At 37.4% G+C, this 24891-nt stretch carries 20 protein-coding genes and 1 tRNA gene; 7 read left to right on the plus strand and 14 right to left on the minus strand.

What is annotated here, in order from left to right; translation table 11 throughout:
• Nucleotides 1-909 precede the first annotated feature (909 nt).
• Nucleotides 910-985, minus strand: a tRNA-Gly gene (locus tag H1X92_RS01465).
• A 156-nt stretch (nt 986-1141) separates the two neighbouring features.
• Nucleotides 1142-1687: an oligoribonuclease gene (gene orn / locus H1X92_RS01470; RefSeq protein WP_180558541.1), complete on the minus strand. Its 546-nt coding sequence runs from the start codon at nt 1685-1687 to the stop codon at nt 1142-1144.
• A 130-nt stretch (nt 1688-1817) separates the two neighbouring features.
• On the opposite strand from orn, the gene rsgA reads away from it, so the two are divergent.
• The 3 genes from rsgA to mscM all read left to right on the plus strand — a co-directional run bounded on the left by rsgA (nt 1818) and on the right by mscM (nt 7261).
• Nucleotides 1818-2867 (plus strand): small ribosomal subunit biogenesis GTPase RsgA, encoded by a 1050-nt coding sequence (rsgA, locus tag H1X92_RS01475; RefSeq protein ID WP_180558542.1) that lies wholly within the window; start codon nt 1818-1820, stop codon nt 2865-2867.
• A gap of 98 nt (nt 2868-2965) precedes the next feature.
• On the plus strand, nt 2966-3883 hold the full coding sequence (asd, locus tag H1X92_RS01480; RefSeq protein WP_180558543.1) for an archaetidylserine decarboxylase: 918 nt from the start codon (nt 2966-2968) through the stop codon (nt 3881-3883).
• 21 nt (nt 3884-3904) lie between these two features.
• Nucleotides 3905-7261 (plus strand): miniconductance mechanosensitive channel MscM, encoded by a 3357-nt coding sequence (mscM, locus tag H1X92_RS01485; protein WP_180558544.1) that lies wholly within the window; start codon nt 3905-3907, stop codon nt 7259-7261.
• Between the two features lie 140 nt (nt 7262-7401).
• On the opposite strand, the gene H1X92_RS01490 is transcribed toward mscM, so the two are convergent.
• The 4 genes from H1X92_RS01490 to recQ form a co-directional block, all read right to left on the minus strand.
• Nucleotides 7402-8184 (minus strand): tetratricopeptide repeat protein, encoded by a 783-nt coding sequence (locus tag H1X92_RS01490; protein ID WP_180558545.1) that lies wholly within the window; start codon nt 8182-8184, stop codon nt 7402-7404.
• 288 nt (nt 8185-8472) lie between these two features.
• Nucleotides 8473-9279, minus strand: coding sequence for a sugar/pyridoxal phosphate phosphatase YigL (gene yigL / locus H1X92_RS01495; protein WP_180558546.1), 807 nt, complete (start codon nt 9277-9279; stop codon nt 8473-8475).
• Nucleotides 9280-9296: 17 nt separating this feature from the next.
• Nucleotides 9297-10292, minus strand: a complete 996-nt coding sequence (gene pldB / locus H1X92_RS01500; RefSeq protein WP_180558547.1) for a lysophospholipase L2 — start codon at nt 10290-10292, stop codon at nt 9297-9299.
• A 14-nt stretch (nt 10293-10306) separates the two neighbouring features.
• On the minus strand, nt 10307-12133 hold the full coding sequence (gene recQ / locus H1X92_RS01505; protein WP_180558548.1) for an ATP-dependent DNA helicase RecQ: 1827 nt from the start codon (nt 12131-12133) through the stop codon (nt 10307-10309).
• Nucleotides 12134-12387: 254 nt separating this feature from the next.
• On the opposite strand from recQ, the gene H1X92_RS01510 reads away from it, so the two are divergent.
• On the plus strand, nt 12388-12858 hold the full coding sequence (locus H1X92_RS01510) for a thioesterase family protein (protein WP_180558549.1): 471 nt from the start codon (nt 12388-12390) through the stop codon (nt 12856-12858).
• 112 nt (nt 12859-12970) lie between these two features.
• Here the strand turns inward: H1X92_RS01510 and corA are convergent, their stop codons facing one another.
• From corA to lptM, 7 genes are all read right to left on the minus strand, one after another.
• A complete protein-coding gene (corA, locus tag H1X92_RS01515) occupies nt 12971-13921 on the minus strand; it encodes a magnesium/cobalt transporter CorA (protein ID WP_180558550.1) in 951 nt (316 codons plus the stop codon).
• A gap of 80 nt (nt 13922-14001) precedes the next feature.
• A complete protein-coding gene (gene uvrD / locus H1X92_RS01520; protein WP_180558551.1) occupies nt 14002-16173 on the minus strand; it encodes a DNA helicase II in 2172 nt (723 codons plus the stop codon).
• Between the two features lie 55 nt (nt 16174-16228).
• On the minus strand, nt 16229-16945 hold the full coding sequence (gene yigB, locus H1X92_RS01525) for a 5-amino-6-(5-phospho-D-ribitylamino)uracil phosphatase YigB (protein ID WP_180558552.1): 717 nt from the start codon (nt 16943-16945) through the stop codon (nt 16229-16231).
• Nucleotides 16946-17860, minus strand: a complete 915-nt coding sequence (gene xerC, locus H1X92_RS01530; RefSeq protein ID WP_180558553.1) for a tyrosine recombinase XerC — start codon at nt 17858-17860, stop codon at nt 16946-16948.
• Nucleotides 17857-18561: a DUF484 domain-containing protein gene (locus H1X92_RS01535; RefSeq protein WP_180558554.1), complete on the minus strand. Its 705-nt coding sequence runs from the start codon at nt 18559-18561 to the stop codon at nt 17857-17859. Before H1X92_RS01535 ends, xerC begins: the two co-directional genes overlap by 4 nt.
• Before the next feature lie 28 nt (nt 18562-18589).
• Complete coding sequence (gene dapF / locus H1X92_RS01540) at nt 18590-19414, minus strand: diaminopimelate epimerase (protein ID WP_180558555.1); 825 nt, start codon at nt 19412-19414, stop codon at nt 18590-18592.
• Between the two features lie 66 nt (nt 19415-19480).
• On the minus strand, nt 19481-19639 hold the full coding sequence (gene lptM, locus H1X92_RS01545; protein WP_180558556.1) for an LPS translocon maturation chaperone LptM: 159 nt from the start codon (nt 19637-19639) through the stop codon (nt 19481-19483).
• 85 nt (nt 19640-19724) lie between these two features.
• On the opposite strand from lptM, the gene cyaY reads away from it, so the two are divergent.
• Nucleotides 19725-20048 carry an iron donor protein CyaY gene (gene cyaY / locus H1X92_RS01550; RefSeq protein ID WP_180558557.1) on the plus strand — a complete coding sequence of 108 codons (324 nt, stop codon included), beginning with the start codon at nt 19725-19727 and terminating at the stop codon, nt 20046-20048.
• 32 nt (nt 20049-20080) lie between these two features.
• Here the strand turns inward: cyaY and H1X92_RS01555 are convergent, their stop codons facing one another.
• Nucleotides 20081-22648, minus strand: a complete 2568-nt coding sequence (locus H1X92_RS01555; RefSeq protein WP_180558558.1) for a class I adenylate cyclase — start codon at nt 22646-22648, stop codon at nt 20081-20083.
• A gap of 558 nt (nt 22649-23206) precedes the next feature.
• On the opposite strand from H1X92_RS01555, the gene hemC reads away from it, so the two are divergent.
• Nucleotides 23207-24148, plus strand: a complete 942-nt coding sequence (hemC, locus tag H1X92_RS01560) for a hydroxymethylbilane synthase (protein ID WP_180558559.1) — start codon at nt 23207-23209, stop codon at nt 24146-24148.
• On the plus strand, nt 24145-24882 hold the full coding sequence (gene hemD, locus H1X92_RS01565) for a uroporphyrinogen-III synthase (protein ID WP_180558560.1): 738 nt from the start codon (nt 24145-24147) through the stop codon (nt 24880-24882). Before hemC ends, hemD begins: the two co-directional genes overlap by 4 nt.
• The last annotated feature ends 9 nt before the right edge of the window (nt 24883-24891 follow it).

A 24891-nucleotide genomic window follows, 5' to 3' on the forward strand; every position in this document is an offset into this window, starting at 1 on the left:
TTTAGATAGTTACACCTTGAAATATATCAATAAAATAACATTTTCGTTATCAGTAAAAACATTATCAAAATAATAATAGCGTCTTGTCTGCAATATCTGGTTTTTAACATTAATATTTTCAAGAGTTAGATACTTCAATTTTACTTGTGTATAAAATAAAAATGCATTGACCATGAAAAATAATTATATAATCAACCATCAAAAAATATAAATATTTTTTACAGTATTTTCAATAGGTTAAATGATATTTATGAAGAAAAGCAACAATAGTGATAGCGATAAAAAATGTATTTGCCTGTGGATAACTCTGTGCAACAAAGCAAAGGAGACACTGCGTGCCATAACCAAAATTCAATTGTAAATGAATAAGTTATTAAAACATTTTAACTAAGAAAATGTAGCAGCTTTAGCCATAAAATTTCTAAGATTAATGTAGATAACAACATCTATTCACCTAAAATACATTTTAAATACTAAAACAATTTCCCTGCCAAGAATGACACCACATGGTTCACTTCACTGATAAAGTATATGCCGTAACACCTACTTCAAAATTGGGGGAGTGGAATTCTATGCCTAGCAGATACGATTTGCAAGTCCTATGTGCCCGATTTTTCAAATAAATTTTATCTCGACTAGCTATATAATTGTTGACTATGGAACAAGAATATGACTTCTTTTGGTAGCTAATCTCCTATTTAAAAATAGACGCTTTTTATCAGAGTGCAACAAAAAATTTTATTCTTATAATTAAATAAAATTCAAAACAGAAAAATAAAATTCACCAACAAAATAGGTATAAATGGCCACTAAACTTTGAGTGAAGAAGAAGCTGACAGAATGAAAAATATGAAAAAAAACAATAAATTATATCACAGACTTTTAAGTTGATTACGATAAAGGAGAATTTGGAGCGGGAAACGAGACTCGAACTCGCGACCCCGACCTTGGCAAGGTCGTGCTCTACCAACTGAGCTATTCCCGCATATTTATAACAACAATATTACCAATCACCATGGGTTGCGAATTATACGAAAAATTGCCGAACAGACAAGTACTTTTAGCCATAAAAAATCTATTTTTAATCTAAATGCTGATTAAAACAGCAAATCGCTCATAATCAGCATAATAATAACTCGACTTAAAGATTGATAAAGTGTTGGCGATAATAAACTAGTTCTGCAATAGATTCCCGTATATCTTCTAAAGCCTGATGGGTATTCCTTTTTGTAAAACCGGGCAATATATCAGGCTTCCAACGGCGAGCCAGCTCTTTTAGGGTACTGACATCTAAATAACGATAGTGGAAATATTTTTCCAACTCAGGCATATATTTGAATAAAAAACGTCGGTCTTGAGCAACACTATTACCACAAATAGGTGAAACGCCCCTAGGTAACCATTTTTCTAAAAAAGCTATTGTGGCTAACTCTGCTTTTTTTTCATCATATTGACTAGATTTAACTCTATCAATCAGCCCACTTTCAGTATGCGTTTTAACATTCCACTCATCCATAAGAGATAACTGTTGCGCCGATTGATGAATGGCAATCACTGGCCCTTCGGATAAAATAGTTAGATTGGAATCAGTGACGATTGTTGCGATCTCAATGATACGATCCTGTTCTGGATCTAATCCTGTCATTTCCAAATCTATCCAAATCAAATTGTTCTCTCGATTGACCATGTTATATCCTGGGTTCCATTCTAAACTGAAAGCATGCAATACTTAGTGTATGATAGCTTCTTAAAAGCACAACTATGATAACTTTTGATAATGAATGCAATCAACAAACCAATAAAACTAGTGAGGTCAGGTGGCTAAAAAGAAATTTACCAAAGGCCAACAACGCCGAATACATGCAAACCATCAAACTAAGCTAAAAAAACAATCCCAGCAAGATATTGATGATAATCAACTTGGCATTCCTCAAGACGGGTTAGTTATTAGCCGTTTTGGTCAGCATGCAGATATCGAAACAAATGAAGGTGACATTCAACGCTGCAATATTCGTCGAACAATCCATTCATTAGTCACAGGTGATCGTGTTATTTGGCGTCCTGCGCTATATCAGCAATCTGATATAAAAGTTAACGGTGTCATTGAAGCAGTCTATGAACGATCATCCATCTTGACTCGCCCCGATTACTATGACGGACTCAAGCCAATCGCGGCTAATATCGACCAAGCGATCATTGTCTCAGCCATCTTACCTCAATTATCGTTAAATATTATTGATCGTTATTTGGTTGCCTGCGAAACACTTAATATTGCACCAATTATTATTTTAAATAAAATTGACCTGCTCGATAAAGAGAACAGGAAAGAGATTAGTAAAGTAATAAAACTTTATCATAATATTGGCTATGAAGTTTTAGAGGTTTCTAGCCATACTAATGAAGGAATAGATAAACTTATTGAGCTCCTTATAGGAAAAATATCTATTTTTGTCGGGCAATCTGGTGTTGGTAAGTCTAGTTTGATAAATAACTTACTACCTAATAATGAAGAAAAAATTTTAATCAACCAAGTATCTGATAATTCAGGATTAGGTCAGCATACAACAACAACTGCGCGTCTTTACCATTTTGCTAAAGGAGGCGATCTTATCGATTCACCAGGTATTCGTGAATTTGGCTTATGGCATCTGACAAAGGAACAAATAACTAAAGGGTTTGTCGAATTTAGGCAATACTTGGGATACTGTAAATTTCGTGATTGTAAGCATTTAGATGATCCTGGATGCGCTTTGCTAGAGGCAGTAACTGCTGGAAAAATAACAAAATCACGTTTTGAAAACTATCATCGTATTTTAGCAGGCATGGAACAAATAAAACCACGTAGACCTTTTATAGATAATAAATAGTTATAAATATAACCATGGAATTCATAAAAAGCATAGGTACAATGGCTATCTTTTTTTGATTACAACCCAATAACATTAGAATCAGACTAGAGGTTAATGTGCTGGAAAAAATAAAGATTAAACTACAATATCTATTACCAAAACAAGGGCTAACACAATTAGCTGGTTGGCTGGCAGAGCAAAAAGCGGCTGGATTTACTCAGTTAATGATTAAGCTTTTTGCTAAATTTTATAAAGTTGATATGACAGAAGCAAAAGAAAGCGAATTTTCAGCTTATTCTACCTTTAATGAATTTTTTACTCGCCCATTAAAAGAAAATATTCGCCCTCTTGTTGTAGGCAACAATCAACTTGCTCTACCTGCTGATGGTGTAATAAGCCAATTAGGCTTAATTGTAGATGATCAGATCTTACAAGCTAAAGGTCATTCTTACAGTTTAGAGGCATTATTAGCCGGTAATCATCTATTGGCCGATAAATTTCGTAATGGGACGTTTGTAACTACTTACTTATCTCCACGTGATTACCATCGTGTCCATATGCCTTGCGACGGTTTACTAACTGAAATGATTTATGTTCCTGGTGATCTCTTTTCCGTTAACCAACTAACTGCAACAAACGTGCCCAATCTTTTTGCCCGCAATGAGCGTCTAATCTGTATTTTTGACACGCGCGTTGGGAAAATGGCACAAATTTTAATAGGAGCAACCATTGTCGGAAGTATAGATACTAGTTGGTGTGGCTGCGTCAATAATGAACGGGAAGGGATTATCAAACGCTGGACTTACCCAGGAAAAGATAAGACAGGTGCAGTCTATCTGAAAAAAGGCGAAGAAATGGGAAAATTCAAACTCGGCTCAACCGTTATCAATTTGTTTGAATCTAACCATATCAAACTTAATTCTGTACTAGAGCCAGAAAGCATAACTCGAGTTGGCGAATTATTAGCTGAATCAATTGATCCAAATACTGGGCAACATACTAATCCACAAAATTTAATAGATGGATCTGAATAATTTTATCTGAGGAACCCTATTGTGCGCCTGATAGTCTGCATACTATTTAGTCTCTTATTTATCACGATACCTGCATTTGCAGCGATTAATCTTGATGAAATACAGATTAAAAAAGAGATTAAACAACTTGAAGCAAATAAAAATGCCAAAAATGCAGAGATTATTCAGGCATTACAAGTTGCGCTCAATTGGTTATCAGAGGCACAAGAATCAGAGAAAAAAACCCGCGCTTATCAAGAAACCATTGATAATTTCCCCAAAATCATAAAAGAATTACAACAACAGTTTCTTATTGAAAGCAATAAAACAGTTACTATACCAACCAATATAACTATTCTGGAACTTGAGCAACGTATTGTGCAAGCGAGTAGTCAATTACTTGAGCAAGGCAGACAAATTCAGCAAGAACAGGATAGAAATCGTGAAATCAGCGACTCACTTTTAACCTTGCCTCAACAATTATTAGAGGCTCGCCGCCTGCTTTCTGACTCTATTGTAAGACTAGAATCCCTGCCTGTTCCGGTTTCTCCTTTAGCTGAAGCACAATATAACTTAGCGCAAACAGAAGTTACGGCAAGAAAGTCAAAAACCAATGAACTAGAAATAGCACAGCTTTCAGCCAATAATCGCCAAGAAATTGCACGCTTACGCATCGAGCTTTTTAAAAAACGTTATCAGCAAATCGATCAAGAGCTTCAACAACTGCGAAATCATCTAAACTTTCAACGCCAACAGAAAGCGCAACTGGCACTTAAACACACTGAAATGCTTGCTGCTCAAGGAGGAGAACTTCCCCAATTTTTAACAGAACAATTGCAACTAAATCGTAAATTATCACAACGGCTTAATGAACAAGCATACAGAATAAATGATATTGAACAAAGGCAACGCCAAACTTCCAGTGATATACTAACCGTTCGCCAAGCACTTGGCACCATTCGCGAGCAAGCCCAATGGTTAAGCGGTTCAACTACTTTGGGTGAAGCACTACGCGCTCAGTTGTACCATTTGCCTGAAATCCCAAAAAATCAGCAAATTGACAGAGAAATTGTCAACAAGCGCATTGATCGCCTGAAGTACCAAGATATGTTGGAAAATCTTAACCCCAACAATAAAGAGAACGAAGAGAAGCAAGCCGAAACAAAAAATTTCACCGTAGAACAAAAGCAAATTTATGATTCACTCATCCAAACCCGGAAAGAATTATTAAGCTCAATAATTTCTGGTTATGACAGTGAAATATTGGAATTAACCAAGCTCAACGTTGCAGCAACCCAATTAACCGATGCATTAACAGATATCAAAGATGCAACCCATCGTTATATGTTCTGGATCGCGGATACCGATCCTATAAATCTTAACTATCCGATAACGATAGTAAAAGATCTGACGCGCTTACTATCGTTAGATACACTATCTCAACTCAGCGGAGCAATTAGAGTTATCTTCGCCAGCCAGGATAGTTTGCTGTACCTGCTGGCTGCTGTTGCTATCGTCATTTTCAGCATTAGTACTCATCAGCATTATAATAATTTTCTGCTTCGCGCGAGCACACGTATCGGTAAAGTAACCCAGGATCGCTTTGCTCTAACCTTACGAACCGTATTTTGGTCTATTCTCATCGCACTTCCTTTACCTATCTTATGGTCAGCGATTGGTTACGGCCTGCAAAGCGCCTGGCAATTTCCAATGGCGACAGCTATTGGCTCTGGAGTGAGAGCGACAACACCGGTTTTATGGGTTTTTATGATTAGTGCCACTTTTGCACTGCCAAATGGATTATTTATTTCTCATTTTGGTTGGTCAGAAGAAAACGTAAAAAGAGCGATGCGTTATTATCAACTATCAGTTTTTGTCATAGTGCCGTTAATGATGGCCTTGATTACGTTTGAATATTATAATGACCGTGAATTTGCCCCAAGCTTAGGTAGATTATGCTTCTTATTACTCTGTATTGCGCTAAGTTTGATTACCCATAATCTCAAACGAGTTGGCGTGCCTCTTTATTTAGATCGCCACGGCTCGGGCGAGAATGCGATTAGTAATATATTGTGGTTATTACTGATCATCGCACCAATTTTTTCTGCGGTTGCGGCACTATTGGGTTACCTGTCAACATCGGAAGAACTTTTAGCCAGGCTAGAAACCTCTGTTGCAATCTGGTTTTTTTTACTAATTATTTATCACATTATCCGCCGCTGGATGTCTATCCAACGGCGTAAAATTGCGTTTGAAAGAGCAAAACAGCGGCGCGCTGATATTCTCGCTCAACGGGCAAAGGATGAAGGTGACAATAATAGTAATATTAATAGTAGTGGCGAAGCCTTAGTCGATATTGAAGAAAGTACAATTGACTTAGATACAATCAGTGCCCAATCTTTGGGTCTAGTGCGCTCTATTCTCACCATGATAGCGTTAGTTTCACTGATTTTAATTTGGTCTGAACTACATTCAGCATTCTCTTTTCTGGAAAATGTCCGGCTTTGGAATGTAACTACTACGGTTAATGGTGTAGATACTATTCAACCTATTACCCTCAGTTCTCTCTTTATTACTATTCTTATTATTATAATTACTACCCAGCTAATTAGAAATTTGCCGGCATTATTGGAGCTTGCCCTGTTACAACACCTTGATTTAACTCCGGGAACAGGTTATGCAATCACTACTTTGACTAAATATACTATTGCGCTTATAGGTAGCTTAGTCGCATTTTCGATGCTCGGAATTGAGTGGTCAAAACTGCAATGGTTAATTGCTGCTATGGGCGTTGGGCTAGGTTTTGGTCTACAAGAAATTTTTACTAATATCATTTCAGGTTTAATGATCTTATTTGAGAAACCAATTCGTATTGGCGATACCGTCACTATTCGTGACTTAACGGGTAGCATCACCAAAATCAACACTAGGGCAACAACCTTGACAGATTGGGATCGCAAAGAAATTATTGTTCCTAATAAGGCATTTATTACCGAGCAATTTATTAACTGGTCGTTATCCGATACCATCACTCGTATCGTTTTAACCATTCCTGCACCCACAGATGTAGATAGCGCCAAGATCAGTCAAATCTTACTAGATGCCGCTGAAAAAACACCTATGATTTTAACTAACCCAGCACCTGAGGTATATCTGGTTGATTTACAACAAGGTATTCAAATCTTTGAATTACGTATCTTTGCGGCAGAAATGGGGCATAGGATGCCAGCCCGCAATGAAGTTCATCAAAATATATTAATTGGTTTTGCTCAGCATGGCATTACACTACCATTTCCTCCCTTTCAAGCCCGAATTGATATTGCCAGTAATAATCTATTACGAAGTACAACAAAAAATACATCCAGGCGTAACCCGGCAAGAAAAGCCGGAGAATTGTAAACTGTAATGAACTTTTGCCGTTAAATAATAGGAATAAATCGCATAAAATTTGAATAAAATATATCATATTTATTTTTAATATAAATATAATATTATTTTAGAATATAACGGATCTGATATAGTGATTTGTTAATTTATTTTTAATCAATTCGGGTGGGGTATTTTTTAATATAACGTTCAGCTAATGCCTCTGCTGCCTTCATTTCTTTATCAGAAAACAATTTACCGATCTTATCATGAAATTTTTGACTTTCTTTATTACCATTACAAGCTGCGGTAGCTAACCATGCATAGGCCTTTTTATTATCTTTATTAACACCATGTCCCTCTGCATACATGACACCTAAACGATCCTGAGCTTTAGCATACCCCTGTTTAGCTGCGTGCTTGAACCAATAGACAGCTTTTTTGTAATCTTTTATCACACCGTTGCCAATACTATACATTAAACCCAAATTAAATTGTGCTAATGCATACCCACCTTTTGATGCTTGTTCAAACCAATATGCCGCTTCCGGTAAATTTCGTTTTACCCCTAATCCATGAGCATACATAGTAGCCATATTGCTTTGTGCGCGAACATGCTGTTGGATTGCTGCCCTTTGGTACCATTCGATTGCTTGATCATAATCACGCCTAACACCAAAACCATTAACATACATGGTAGCAAGCCTGAACTGCGCATCTGCATTACCTAATTCAGCAGATTTTAAATACCAAATAACAGACTGTTTGAAGTCTTGAGAAATTCCTTGTCCACGAAAATATTTTTCCCCCAATTCATACTGAGCTTTATCGCTACCTTGTTCAGCTAATTGCTGTAATTGCGTTATTACATCAGATTTTGTATTTGTTATATCAGCAGATACTAAAGAACCATAACTCAATATTCCTAACGTAAATACCAGAATTAATTTTCTCATATTGCCAGCTCCTTTTTATAACTAACGCTTCAAAAATTATACTAAGATAATAGTTAATCTTAGTATCCCTTTATTTCGCACTGTAAAAATCAAAAATAGATTTAAGCAATTTATTTCCCATACTATAAATATAAGTCATAATAAATTTTAAAAATTCATTATTAATAAACTTATTGCTTTAATTAAAAAACGAAATCACTTTAGCAAATTAATAATAAATTATTTTGTTATTTTCTAAAGTGAATTTTCGTAACCTCAATTTCCATGGTTTGTATGTGCAGCAAATATTTAGATACCACTATAAAGTCGACGCAAATAATAGGAAACGGCTTCTTCTTCATTAGAACCAATTATTTCCATATCAGGTAAATTATCTCGCAATAATTGATGTGAGTTTTTCATAATGCAGCCTTTCCCCGCCATCGTTAACATTTCATAATCATTCATTCCATCACCAAAAGCGATACAATCCCGCAAATTATAGCCTAATAACTCAGCTACCTGCTTTAGTGCATTTCCTTTGGAAACACTACCATTCATAACCTCTAGACAACAGGGTAATGAAAAACTAACGTTGACACGATCGCCCCAACGATTTCTTATTTGTTCCTGCAATAACAGTAATTGCTGATGATCTTCACAAGTAAAATAGACTTTGCTCACATCAGTCGTCGAAAAATTATTACGCTCAAAAAGTTGATAGTGAAAAACAGACTCTTGAAAAAATGCTTTTTGTTCTGGGCTCTCCCGATTAATTAACCAAGTATTGCTAGAATAGTAGTTTGTCAGAATATTTGGATTATCAAACTCCATTAGACAGAGCTCATGAACAATATCAGGATCAACATTATGCTTTAAAATAAGCTCGCCATTAGTATTATGTACCCTAGCACCATTAGATGTGATCATATAAGCATTAATACCTAACCCATTACGGATCTGATCAACATCAATATAGTGGCGACCCGTAGCAAAAATGAAATGAATATTTTTTTCTGCTAATAATTTTAACGTTTCTTTTGTATAAAGCGGTAAAGTGTGGTCAGGAGATAGTAAAGTACCATCTAAATCTGAAGCTACAACAGAATACGTCATTGTTTTTCCTTGGTTAATCAATGTTGATCAAAAAAATCACAAATTGCATTAAGTGCCATAGCACGTAACGCGTCGTTTTCAAATAATATTTCGTGGTCTGCCCCTTCGATAATTAAAGGTAGCTTTTCCTCTCTTGCCATCTGCATTTTTTGTCGAGCGACACAAAATTTCTGAATATCCCGATTGCTAACAACCTTATCTTCACTCGCTTGTAATAGCATAAGCGGAACCTCAATTTCTCCTGCTTTTTCAATTAAGCTGGTACAAAACTGCAGGCTTTCTCCAATCCAATGATAAGTTGGACCACCAATACGTAATTCAGGATAATCGGCATAATAACGTAAATAACGCCGATAACGTTCATAACTATGGGTCAATATGTTAATAATATAGGGTAATGGCTGCCATTTACCTGTTGATACTGCATAATCATCACGGGTATTAGCGCTCGCTTCAGCACATTGAATGATAAAATTTGCCAACCAACGTGAGACCGGTAAATTAATGCCCATCATCGGAGCACATAAAACCGCGGCATTAAAAGTTAGACTATCTCTTAGCAGATAGCCACCAAGAATAGCCCCTCCCATTGAATGGGAAAGTGCATAACGACGTGAATAGTAGCGCGGTTTGATTTCAAGAGTGATAAAAGATTCAAAATCATCAATATAATCAGTAAATTTTTCGACATGTCCCTTTTGAGGATCAGCCAACATTCTGCCCGATCGGCCTTGTCCACGATGATCTATGATAAAAATATCATAACCAAGATGAAAAAAATCATAAGCAACTTCAGGATATTTTACATAACTTTCACTACGTCCGGGCAAAATAACAATCGCTTTATCATGCTGAGCCGAACAAAGTTTTACATAACGAATAGGAATATTATCGACGCCAATAAATTCCGCTTCATCACGCATCTTCCAAAAATCTAAAAGCGGACCATTAGTAAAAGCTAAAAACTGAGATTCACGTGTCAGCCAACTCGCTTTTAGCATGTTAGGCGTCATAATTACTCCTCAATTCATTCAAAACCAGCCAAATGATCGCGAATTAATGTCATGAATGCGTCTCCAAATCGCGCTAATTTTCTTTGGCCAACGCCATTAATCAACAGTAATTCATTCGGTTGAACAGGAAATCGCTCCGCCATCTCTATTAAAGTGGCATCGTTAAAAACTACAAAAGGTGGAATATTTTCTTCATTCGCAATCACTTTTCGCAATTGACGTAATTTAGCAAATAATTTTTTATCATAATGGCTTTGGTAGTTTTTATTTTGCTGATTACGGCTTTTTTTCGATAAAACTCTAGCAACAGCCAGTTGCAATGGCACCTCGCCACGCAATATCGGTCGAGCTGCTTCTGTTAATTGTAATGCTGAAAAATGGGCAATATTTTGGCTCACTAACCCCATATGAATAAGTTGTCGACAGACACTCACCCAATGCTCATGGCTCTGTTCTTTGCCTAAGCCATAAACTGGCAACTTATCATGGCCAAATTCACGGATACGTTGATGATTGGCTCCGCGCAAAATGTCAACAATATAGCCGATACCAAAACGCTGCCCTGTTCGATAAATACAAGAAAGTACTTTCTGAGCATCAATTAGGCCATCATACCGTTTCGGTGGATCTAAACAAATATCGCAGTTACCACAAGGTTGCTGCCGATTTTCACCAAAATAATTTAACAATACTAGCCGGCGACAGGTTTGCGCCTCGGCAAAAGCGCTCATAGCATTCAATTTATGACGTTCAATCTCTTGCAATTGTTCGGCAGGCTTTTCCGCTAAACAACGACGCAACCAAGATAAATCAGCAGGATCATAAAATAATATTGCCTCTGCAGCTAAGCCATCACGCCCAGCTCTGCCCGTTTCTTGATAATAAGATTCTATATTACGGGCAATATCAAAATGGACGACAAAACGGACATTAGATTTATTAATTCCCATACCAAATGCTACCGTTGCCACCACCACTTGCAAGTCATCTTTTTGAAAAGCATCCTGTACTTTGACCCGTTGTGTATTATCAAGACCAGCATGATAAGCCGCCGCACTTAAGCCGCGTTTATGCAATCGCTCAGCGGTCTCTTCAGCTTTACTGCGACTATTGCAATAAACAATACCACTGTTACCCTTTTGTCCTTTGATAAAAAACCAAAGCTGATCAAAAGGCCTATATTTTTCTACTAAAGTATAACGAATATTAGGTCGATCGAAGCTGCTAATATGGACTAGTGGTTTACACAGTTCAAGCCCATGAATAATATCATTACGCGTTGTTTGATCCGCCGTGGCTGTTAAGGCAATAACTGGTAACTGCGGAAAACGACGCCGCAATTGCCCTAATGCTCGATATTCAGGACGAAAATCATGTCCCCACTGAGAAATACAATGGGCTTCATCCACAGCCAATAAAACCGGATTTAATTTCGCCAATTGATCAAGAAAATTATCCATAACCAACCGTTCTGGGGCAATATAAAGTAATTTTATTTCACCTTGACGACAATGCTCGATTACCTGCTTTTGCTGTTGCCCAGTTTGGCTTGAATTAAGATAACTGGCTTCAATACCATACTGAGAAAGCTGATCAACTTGATCTTTCATTAATGAAATTAGGGGGGAGACCACTATTGTTAAGCCGGGTAAAATTAAAGCGGGTATTTGATAACAGAGAGATTTTCCTCCTCCGGTTGGCATGACGACCAAACAATCCTGCTTTGTAAGTATAGTATTAATAATTTGTTCTTGGCCTGGCCTAAATTGCTGATAACCAAAAATCTGCTGCAATACTTGCCGAGCCAGGGATGTAATATTGATAATTTCCGCAGTAGACACTGGTATCCTTAATAAACGTGACTAATCAATTTTGATAAAAAGCGGTAAATAAATATATGCTACCTGACTCTGATAAGAATTACAGCATCTCATTAGTTTCCGCTAAAAAAATAAAACGTTAGAAAAAAAAGCTCACTCCGTGCTAACTAACCATTTATTTTTGCCAGTTTATGAAACAAATCATAGAAAAACCGTCAATCTTTGCATAGTATCAACCAGTAATTAACATAATAGCTAATAATAAGAGAATATTTATGAATACGCCTGCCTTTACATTAGACGAAGCACAGAAACTTATCATTGCAAAATTTATTCATGAGATGCCATTCAACCAATTATTAGGTCTTGAGGTGCTATCCTTTGATAAAACCCAGATCAAATTGGTTTTTAACCACAAACCAGGATTGATAGGAAACTTTGAACAGCAGATCTTACATGGTGGTGTCATCGCTTCAGTGTTAGATGTCGCTAGCGGCTTAGTTTGCATTGGTAATGTATTAAATCGAATGACTTCATTTTCAAAAGAAGTGCTCAAAAAACGCTTATCAACCATTGGCACCATCGATTTAAATATTAATTACTTGCATCCAGGCCGTGGTAAAAAATTTATTGCAAGTGGAAAAATCATTCGCACCGGTAATAAGATCTCCGTTGCCCGAGCCGAATTACATAATGAAGAGAATCAACATATTGCAACTGGCATAGCCACTTACTTAGTGGGTTAAAATAACCAGGCTAACAAACCATAAAATCTATTTTAAATAAACACCTTATGAAGTTTAAGTTATCAAGTTGGCCTTACATTGTACTCAAGTTTTCTTTAATCATCTGATAAATTCAGAGCCAATTCTTACGTTTAAAATAAAGATAGGGTGCCAACCCGGCGATAATCATTAATATTATTGCTGCCGGATAGCCAAAACGCCATCCTAATTCTGGCATAAATTCAAAATTCATACCGTAACTGGACGCCACCAGTGTTGGCGGTAAAAAAACCACAGAAACAACAGAGAAAATTTTAATAATACGACTCTGTTCAATATTAATAAAACCCATCGCCGCTTGCATAAGGAAGTTTACTTTTTGAAATAGCGATTCATTATGGGGTAACAGTGATTCAATATCACGTAAAATATCTCTTGCCTGCTCTAACTGACCTGCCGGCAATCTTGCACGGCGGATCAAAAAATTTAATGCTCGTTGACTATCCATCAAACATAACCGCACTTTCCAGCCAATATCTTCTTGTTCTGCTAAATTAGAAAGCGCGCTATCAAGTTCATCTCCTTGTTTACCTTCCAGAATAATTCGGCTTAACGATTCTAATACGCTATAAATATTTTCTATTACATCAGCAAGTTGTTCAATTTTGGTTTCAAATAAATCTAAAAATAACTCATAAGCATTAGCATCGATCAGCTTTTGACTTCTTGAACGCATACGATACAAACGAAAAGCCGGCAGATCACGCTCCCGTAATGTATATAAGCGACCATCACGAAATGTGAAAGCAACCGTCGAATTACTAACATGTTCATCGCTATCTTGATAATAAAAAAATGAATGAATATGTAAACCATCTTCATCCTCAAAAAAGCGCGCCGATGCTTCAATATCGGTTAGTTCAGATGGGGTTACTAATAATTGTTTCAATTCAGTTTGCACAGTTTGACGCTCTTTCTCATCAGGCTCCATTAAATCCACCCATACAGCATCTGTCAGTTTTTCACCTTCATCAAGTTCAAGACGAGACAAACGATGGTTGTCTAATTTAAATGCCAGCAGCATATTATGGTGCCTCCTTTAGAACCCCAAAGAGAATTAATTAATAACAAAATGCTTCCTCTTTCAAACAATAATCTGTTCCGTTATTGCAACTCTAATTTGGCGTAAGCAGCAACCAGCCATTTGATCCCTTCGCCCTGAAAAGCTATCTGCAAGCGGCAACGCTCACCATCCCCTTCCAAATTAATAATAGTTCCTTCACCAAACTTAGGATGACGAACCCGTTGGCCTAATGCATATCCACTATCATTTCGATTAATAGGAGTACCAAGTCGTTGATGACTAATAGGGCGTGAAACTGTTGCACGTAAACGAACTTCTTCAATACATTCTGTGGGTAATTCAGCAATAAAACGTGAAGGACGATGGTAAACTTCTTTACCATATAATCGACGGCTTTCCGCATAAGTCAGCGTCAATTTTTCCATCGCTCGTGTCAATCCAACATAAGCTAAGCGCCGTTCTTCTGCCAGCCGTCCACTCTCTTCCACACTCATCTGGCTTGGAAACATACCTTCTTCCATACCAACAATAAAGACTAGTGGAAACTCTAGGCCTTTTGCCGAATGTAGTGTCATTAACTGAACGGCATTCTGATGTAGTGACGCCTGTCCTTCACCCGATTCCAATGCAGCATGAGACAAAAATGCTTGCAGTGGCATGAGATCTTGATCTTCTTCTTGATAACTAAATTGGCGAGTAGCAGTGACTAACTCCTCAAGGTTTTCAATACGCGCTTGCGCTTTTTCGCCTTTTTCCTGTTCGTACATTGCGCGCAAGCCTGAATCGCGGATCACACGATCTGTTTGAACATGTAATGGCATATCCATCGTTTCTTTAGCCAATGCATCAATTAACTCAAGAAACCGTTCAATCGCCCCGGCCGCCCGGCCGCCAAGAACTTTTTCTCTTAATAAATATTCACAACTTTCCCAAAGCGTGAGTTGTTTTTCGCGTGCTACCTGACGAACAGTGTCTAATGTTCGTTCTCCTATGCCACGAGTAGGTGTATTAACCACTCGTTCAAATGATGCATCATCATTGCGATTGGCAACCAAACGTAAATAAGAGAGTGCGTCTTTAATTTCTTGCCGCTCAAAAAAGCGTTGGCCGCCATAAATTCGATAAGGCATTGAAGACTGCAACAAGGCTTCTTCAATTACACGTGATTGGGCATTGCTACGATAAAGAATTGCGCACTGTTTCAAAGCGCCACCTTTCTCATGCCATTGCTTAATGCGACTAACAACATAACGCGCTTCATCTAACTCATTAAAGCCACAATAAAGCGAGATAGGTTCACCATCAGCCCCTTCTGTCCATAGATTTTTTCCTAACCGGTTATTATTGTTAGCAATCAGTGCATTAGCCGACTTCAAGATATTGTTAGTCGAACGATAATTTTGTTCAAGCCGGATAGTTTCCGCAGCTGGAAAATCTTGTAAGAAACGTTGAATATTTTCTACTTGTGCACCACGCCAACCATAAATTGACTGATCATCATCACCCACAATCATCACCTTACCGGTATTACCCGCTAAAATATGTATCCAGGCATACTGGATACTATTAGTATCTTGAAATTCATCAACCAGAATATTGGTAAAACGATCACGATAATGTTGTAGTATATGCGGTTTATTCAGCCACAACTCATGGGCACGCAATAAAAGTTCAGCAAAATCTACTAATCCTGCCCGATCACAGGCTTCTTGATAAGCCTGATAAACTCGCAGCCAAGTCGCTTCTGTTGGATTGCCATAACTTTCGATATGCTGTGGCCGCAAGCCTTCATCTTTTTTTGCATTGATATACCACATAGCCTGACGTGGTGGCCACTTACTTTCATCTAGATTGAGGGCTTTGATAATTCTACGTAATAAGCGATATTGATCATCACTATCTAAAATTTGGAAATCTTGCGGTAAATTGGCATCCAAATAGTGCGCTCGCAGCAGACGATGCGCTAGGCCATGAAAAGTTCCTACCCACATACCGCCTTGATCACTACCTAATAATGCATTAATACGATGACGCATCTCAGCCGCCGCTTTATTAGTAAACGTCACCGCCATAATAGAGAAAGGTGAAACCTTATCAACCGCCAGTAACCAAGCTATTCGATGAACTAGTACCCGTGTTTTACCACTACCAGCGCCGGCAAGTATTAGCATATTGGTTCTAGGTGCGGCAACGGCTTCGCGTTGCTTATCATTTAAGTTTTCAAGTAAATATGAGGCGTTCATGGTTACCATTAAATTAAGAGAGCAGTCAATAAATCACTACTGTGTTTTTAACCAGATAAGAAGATTATATCAGCGTAATGAGTGAAGCCAAACCGGTTATCTCAACATGAGGCAATATGTCATACTCATGGGCAGTTTGTAAGTTGCTATTGTTAATATTGATCCAACAAGCTTGCATGCCACTTTGTAAAGCACCTTGAATATCTGTAGTTAAATCATCTCCTACATGCAAAATTTTATCCAATACAATATTAAATTTCTGCGCAGCAAGATAATACATATCACTATACGGCTTAGCGCGTCCATCTGGCCCCGCTTTTAATACAAATTGAAAATAATCGCCTAATCCGCAAGCATAAGGATCTGCATTGCCATTAGTAATGACCGCTAATGGGACTTTTTCGGCTAGGGTAGATAAGGTTTGGTGGGTTAATTCGGGGATGACGATTTGACTACGCCAATAAGAAAAGTGTGCCATTATATCGTCAGCACCACCAGCAGATCTTGCTCGATCGTAACCATAATCACAGAGTAATGCTTTCACTGCTAACCAGCGCCACTGTGTGACATCATGATAAATTTCAGGATACTGATTAACAATTAACGTTTGATAGTTTTTTAAATCGGCACATTGAAGCTTACTAAAGCGATGGTCATAACAACGAATAAAATTTAACAGCTCCTGTTCAGTTTTATCTATAACGGGACGATTATCATATAGTGTATCATCCAAATCAAAAGTAATTGCCGCAATAGGGGCTAATTGCCGATAAAAGCGCATTCAAGGTTTCTCCCTTTTTGCCCTTGGATGAGCAACATCATAAACCTTGGCTAAATGCTGAAAATCTAAATGAGTATAAACTTGAGTAGTGGATAGATTAGCATGTCCTAGTAACTCTTGAACTGCCCTCAAATCTCCGCTTGATTCCAAGATATGAGTGGCAAAAGAGTGACGAAGTTTGTGAGGATGAATATGACTTCTAACCCCCTGACGAATTCCCCATAACGCAAAACGCTTTTGTACATTACGAGCGGAAATCCGTTTGCCTCTTTGTATTGAGATAAAAACCGCATCGTCTTGCTTAACATATTGCTGACGCATCTCAAGCCAACGAACTAACCATTCTACAGCTATACGTCCTAATGGTACTTTGCGCTCTTTACTGCCTTTTCCCATAACCCGAACTTCACCACTTTGTAAATCCAGATGTTGGCAATTCAAATTAACTAGCTCAGATAAACGTAATCCTGCACCATACATCACTTCCAACATGGTTCTATCACGTACGGATAGAGGATCCGCTAAATCTATATTTAGCAATTGATTAACTTCATCTACATCGATATTTTTAGGTAAATGCCGTTTATTTTTTGGCGTTTTGACTGTCTTAGCTGGATTAGCGGTTATTATGCCCTGCCCAACTAACCAATCTAAAAAACTTCTTAATGACGAAAGACGTAAAGCAAGACTCGCTGCCTGCAATCCTTGTCGACGACTCTTTGCAACCATCATACGAACATGTGATATCTCTAATTGTGTCCAATCGTTGATATTCATATCTAGAGCCATATCCACTAATACGGCTAACTGACGTTGATAATTAATAATCGTCACTGGGCTTAGCTGCCGTTCCACATGTAAGTAACGTAAAAAACCGTCAATTCGTTGCTGCAAGCTTTGCCGTGTTGCATTCATGCCCGTGTTACCCAACGCAAAAGCAAATCGGGTAATAATTTGGCTAAATGGTCTAGCATGGTCGTTCCCATACCTTTTTGATAATGTTGAATATCACGACTAGTAAAGATCACCATCCCTAAATTACCATAAAGTCCTAATAAAGAAACAGCCACCGAGCCTACATGTTCTGCATCTGGCATTAATAACATTATTTCCGGATTATTTAACGTACCAAGATAGTGATTTTTTTCACCAAATCGCTGAATACGGACAGGCTCAAAAGCTTGACGTGAAATCATAACCTTTTGTGCATCCATCGGTACACCTAGTTGCCAACAATCACTAAACAAGCGAATATAAGCACCACTCAAACCAAAACTTCTTGACCAGGCATATAAACGTTGTTGAAAATCGGCAAAATCATCTGCCGTTGATAGCTGAATAACTAATTTTAACAGTCGATTAAAGAGTATTTCATTATTGCGAGCCTGCTCAACTAATAGTTGCATATCTTGTTCTAGATTTTGGATATAAACTCGTTGACGCTTCATAGACCATTCAACTAATGAAACCGCATGATGAACAGGATGAGGAACCCGTATCTGTTCAACAGCAGCGGCATTGCGAATAAAAAAATGAGGATTGCTTTTCAGATATTCCACGACAGTCTGATCATCTAGCACCGGTTGAGGATCAAATGCTGCTTCTTTTTTATCCATAATAAAAGACCTTTTAACCAGACAAAACCTAGAAATGAATAACACCATCATAAACATGTGTCGCTGGGCCAGTCATAAATAGAGGATGACCCAATCCATTCCAACGAATTTTTAGCATGCCACCAGGTAAATCCACACGGACATTTTTTCTTAATAAACCTTGCTGAATACCGATAGCAACAGCAGCACAGGCACCACTTCCACAAGCCTGTGTCTCTCCAACACCACGCTCATATACACGTAATCGAATGTGTTCATGATCAATAACCTGCATAAATCCTATATTAGCCCGCTCAGGGAAACGTTCATGTTTTTCAAGTATCTGTCCCAATAAAGCCACGTCAGCCGTGTCAATATCCTCGACCTGTAATACACAATGAGGGTTGCCGATAGAAACGACTCCACACAATATTGTTTGTTGTTGAGTTCTAATTATATAAGTTTTCTCAGCTTTTTGCGCTTTAAAAGGTACTTTATTTGGCTCAAACTCTGGAACTCCCATATTGACACAAACATCTTCATTTTCTGCTACCGATAATGTCAATCTACCAGATTGAGTACTTACCTTGATATCGCGTTTATTTGTCAGTTTTTTAAGACGAACAAAACGGGCAAAACAGCGAGCACCATTACCACATTGAGCTACTTCACTACCATCGGCATTAAAAATACGATAATGAAAGTCAAGATCAGGATCATAAGGTGCTTCAACCACTAAAAGCTGATCAAATCCAATCCCTGTATGTCGATCTGATAAACGACAAATAAGCTCAGGAGAAAAATAAACATTTTGGGTGACGGCATCTACCACCATAAAATCGTTACCCAAACCATGCATTTTGGAGAATTGCATTTTCTACTCCATCATAATCAATTGGCTATCTTTTTATTTATTCATCTATTTGCGAAGTGTTTCTGTCTATGTCGATTGATGTTCTGTTTCTTTAGACGATATCGTGCTTTCAGTCTTTTGCTCCGCTGTTGCTTTTGCTGGAAAATAGAGTGGTCCTTTCAAACCACAGGCAGAAAGTAGGGTTAATAATATCGATGTCACAAATAGCCAAATTAATTTTTTCATTATGTTAAAGCCTGCATTCTTAAATCATTATCTTTTATAATCTATAATCGCAGTTAGGCGCAGAAAAGCAAATAGGAAATTGACGATGACAGACACTGAATTTCATCAACTGGTTGATAAATTGATGGATAGAATAGAAGAACAAATTGATCAATATGATGGTAATAATGATATTGATTGCGAAATACATAGCGGTATTATGACGCTAACCTTCGAAAATGATAGTAAAATTATTATCAACCGCCAAGAACCACTCCATCAAATATGGCTAGCTACTCGCTCTGGTGGTTACCACTTTAACTATAAAACAGACAATTGGTATTGTGCTCGCAGCAATAAAAATTTTATCCAAATATTAGCCTATGCGATTAGTGAGCAAAGCGTAGAACCATTTTTATTTGATCTCTAACTACTAAAATAAACAAATATCATTCTTTATCATTAATGGATATAAAAACTAACGCCCGACTCTTCACGACAGACATTCTCATTGAATTGTGAATTAGAAAATGAGCCAGTCAAATAAGGAATGACTTGATTTTTATCTTCTACTTTTATTATCTGATAAAATTGCGGTAAATTAAAATTGACCAAATTAGCGCGGTAGGTAGAACGATAATGGGAAGATGAGTAAAAACGGCTTACATCCCTAACAAGTTCTTCTTTGTTTCCTTCACAATGTGAATAAATTTCCACCCGATTTTTTTCATCTAAAATATAGATATTAAAACCATGATTTTCTTCTGTATCTTCAAAAAAGAATTGTACAATCCCTTCACTAGCATAACCATCAACAACTAACGGTAAATGATAAGTTTCTTTGACATCCAATTTTATCGGTAAGCCATGTAATTTATTATTAGAAATTGCACCATAAAATTCGACGGCATTTTCCAATTTCTGCACTGAGACATTCAATCTCTCGAAAAATAATCCCCAGGTTTGACCTGCAATACGTAATGCCTTGAAACGCCCTGAATCACTACAACTACTTGATAGGCGGAGTTCAATACATTCTGAAACCAGCTGTTGAACACGTGTACCAATCAACCCTCTCATATGTTGGCTATAACAAAAAACTTCAACCACATCTGGTAGCTCAGCGTCTTGATGCATTTTACCCAAAATCGTTTTTAATGCTTCTAACATAGATTGCTCACCGGAGAAATGCAGTGTTCTCACCTCATTCCAAGAGTTGCGATACAGTAGATCAATACTGCTGACTAAGCATTGCGGAGGATCACCAAAACTCAATATGTCTAATTTACGTAAATCAAAATGAATTATTTGATCAGAAAAAACTGCTGTCGGATCTTTCTCTAAATTAACAATAATGGCTAAATGGCGAATTTCACAAGGACTATATAAAGCTTTTGGTGTGGGTGCCAGTAAACGAAGAGGAAAATTGGTGGTTATATCATTAACAAATTGATGTAATTTATTTTCATCACATTGTGATCCACCGTTATGAATATAAATATGAGATTGCTCTGTCAATAAACCATTAAAGTAAGTCCATGCCACTAATTTACTAAGATAACGGTTATATTCTAACGGTTGATGTCCAATGATAGAATCTATCGTTGGCGCCTTATTATATAAGTACCAACCACTGCGATTCGCGCGTCCGGCAGGAACATAAATAAAAGTGAGATGACTTTCAGATAGATCTGGCGAAATTTGCGGATTAACCAAAGTGACTTTGCCTGGTAATACTTCAAAGGCTGCATACAACTTGCGCGTCAACACTCCAATATCTTGTGGACTTGCACTAACTCGTAAATTATTACGACGAGCAAAGCGAATAAGATTACGATAACTTTGCATCATGGTATCAAGTAACTCATTATGCGCATCTCGAACCTGCTCTATTTTCCAATAATTACGCTTGTCGAGGATATCTAATCGCTCCTTACTCCATTCCCATGAAGTAACAAGCTGTGATAACACATGCCTTCGCCAACTACGACTCGCAGAATTATTGTTTTCACCCGACAATTTTTCACAAACTTTGAGGTAAAAACAGCGACGAATTAAATCAAGACGCTTAAAATCACCGATTTCCATCAAGTAACGCGTAACTCGTTGTAACATTAAACAATAGGCATCTAAGCCATAAGAAACAATTTCTCCTGCATGTAAATGTTTCTTAAATTCCATTGCTAGCAACATACCACGCGGATAATCCCAGGAATAAGCTTCAAGTAAAATACTTTTCAACACAGCTTTATAAGGTGAGTCAACACTTTTATACAGTTGCCATAAACTAGCACCAAAATATTCTTCAGCCGATAATTCACCTAAGCCACCTAAATCTAACCATTCATTTGGGGTTAGGACTCCTCGAGCATACAACAATAAAACATATTCATCGTAATTAGTTTCTTCTTCTGCGGGAACCATCATCCATAGTAAACGTTTCCCAGCCATACGAACCGCTGTACGATAAAATTCATCCAATAGCAATATATGTTGGGTCGTTCCGCAATCTTCGCCACTTAGACTACCACTTGTAGGGTGGCGAAAACGATTTTCATCAATTAAAAAGAAAGTAACATCTATACCAAGTGAGGATGCCCATTGTTCAATTAATGTACATTTCTTTTGTAAAAGCTGTCTTTCTTCTTGATCTAACCATGATTGATGACATACCCAAATATCCAAATCAGAAATATCACTTTGCCCGATTGATGATGTACTTCCCATGGAATAGATACCTGTAATAGGTAATTCCCCATTGGTTTGCTGTGAGGATAGTTCACAAAAGAGATATGCCTCAAACTGCTTTAACCAATTAATTTGTTGAGCATCAGGCGCAAAAAAACAGACACCAGCAGGTACATTACCTTCAATATAACCAGGTAAGATGGGATGATGATAATTTAATAAAACTGGCAGCAATCCATATACATGCTTGAACGCTTCATTCATAGAAGATGATGCTCGTTCCAGTCGTAATTGATTGATCGCATCCAATCTTTGCTTCAGTGTCTCAATATAAAGATACAAAAGTTTTGCCTGAATTAAACTTTAAAAAATGAATAACCTTAACTCAGCCATTGGTTCCTTTATTATTAGGGAACAATAACAGCGATAAGCTTTTTGAATAGGTTGCTAAAAACGTGATCAATTTAACATTTTGTACCAAAAGCGTAAAGTACATTACCTCTACATTAACTGTTTATTTTTCACACTAAATGCTTTCCATTCTTTTACATAAAAAATCTTTTTCGTTTCTAAGAATTTCAAATAGATGATCTGTATAAAAAAAGAAGACAATTAGTTAAATTTTCTTATTAAATTTTTTATAATTGTTTTCAATAATAAATATTCAAATAAATATAAAAATTTTAATTAAACATATATTTATTTGCTTCCATTCAATAACAAAAAATCATTTTGCCGCTATTGTAACCCTCCTTCTTTCTGTCTACAAGCTGTGCTATACATTAGCTATATTTATTAAGCAAACAGCTTTAACTGGAAAAAAACTTACCAAAATGTTAAAACTGGCTACCTTTCCTTTATAATTCACTCATAATCTAACTACCTAAGAAAAATAAAAACATGTCAATACAAACACTGCGTATCGCAACAAGGAAAAGTCCATTAGCAATGTGGCAAGCGATTTACGTAAAAACACAACTAGAAAAACATCATCCAACACTAACGATCGAACTTATTCCCATGAGTACTCAAGGTGATATTCTACTTGATACCCCTCTGGCTAAAATTGGTGGCAAAGGGCTTTTTGTCAAAGAATTAGAAAACGCACTACTAGAAAATCGGGCTGATATTGCTGTTCATTCCATAAAAGATATCCCCGCTACTTTCCCTAATAACTTAGGATTAATAGCTATTTGCCAGCGAGGAGATCCTCGTGATGCTTTTGTATCCAATCAGTATGATTCCCTTGATGCGTTGCCAGTTGGCAGTATTATAGGAACATCAAGCCTGCGACGCCAATGCCAACTACGTCATATTTATCCCCATTTAGTTATTCAAGATCTGCGTGGTAATGTTGGAACACGGCTAAGTAAATTAGACAATGGTGAATACGATGGTATTATTCTCGCTGTGGCTGGTCTAAAACGTCTTAATTTAGAAACACGTATACGTATGCCTCTGCCACCTGAGCACTCTTTACCTGCCGTTGGGCAAGGCGCTATTGGTATAGAATGCCGCCTTGATGACTACCACACACAACAATTTCTAGCGCCGTTACATCATCATGATACTGCTATCTGTATTCAAGCAGAACGAACCGTCAATAATCGATTGCAAGGTGGCTGCCAACTCCCAATAGGTAGCTATGCTATTTGGCAAAATAAACAAATTTGGCTTAGAGCACTGGTTGGTACGCCCGATGGAAGTCAAATTATTCGTGCAGAAAGATATTTTAAACCAGAAGATGCTCAACAAGCGAGCATTGAACTGGCAGAAGAGTTACTCAATAATGGCGCCAAACAAATTCTTAACAAAATTTTCCCAGGAGCATTTTCTCGATGAGTATATTGGTCACCAGACCAAACCCCAGCGGTGAAACACTTGTTCGGCTTATTAAGTCAGTAGGAAAAATGGCCTTTCATGCCCCACTAATTGAAATTATGCCAGGTAATGAACTGAATCTTCTGCCGAGTAAATTAGCCAGCCTAACTAACGGTGATCGGGTTTTTTTTCTATCACCAAACGCGGTATGGCATGCTAATTCAGCGCTTCATTTAACAGGACGAAAATGGCCTGATACGCTATCCTATTATGGTATAGGGGACTCAACAGCATTAGCTTTTCACCAATTAACTAATTTGCCTATTCATTCATCTCATAAAGGTGAAACTAGTGAAACATTACTTGAATTACCTGGTTTACAATCACTTCTAGGCAAAAAATCTTTGTTATTGCGAGGTAATGGTGGACGTGAACTACTCGCCGCAACATTAAAATCGCGCGGAAGCCATATTGATTATTGTGAGTGTTATCAACGTCAACCAATAAAATATGATCGACAAACTTTCCAGTTACAATGGCAACAGGCAAATATTAGTACAATAATTGTTACCAGTGGCGAAATGTTGCATTTATTATTTAACTTAATTATGGATGATGTTAAACCTTGGTTGCTTTCTCGCCATTTAATTGTTGTCAGTGAACGTTTGGCTAGTACTGCTTACCAATTTGGATGGCAATCAGTAAAAGTAGCCAAAAGTGCTAATAATGATGCTTTAATTCAGGCATTAATGTAAACCGATATT

This window comes from Arsenophonus endosymbiont of Apis mellifera, assembly GCF_903968575.1.
Lineage (GTDB): Bacteria > Pseudomonadota > Gammaproteobacteria > Enterobacterales > Enterobacteriaceae > Arsenophonus > Arsenophonus apicola.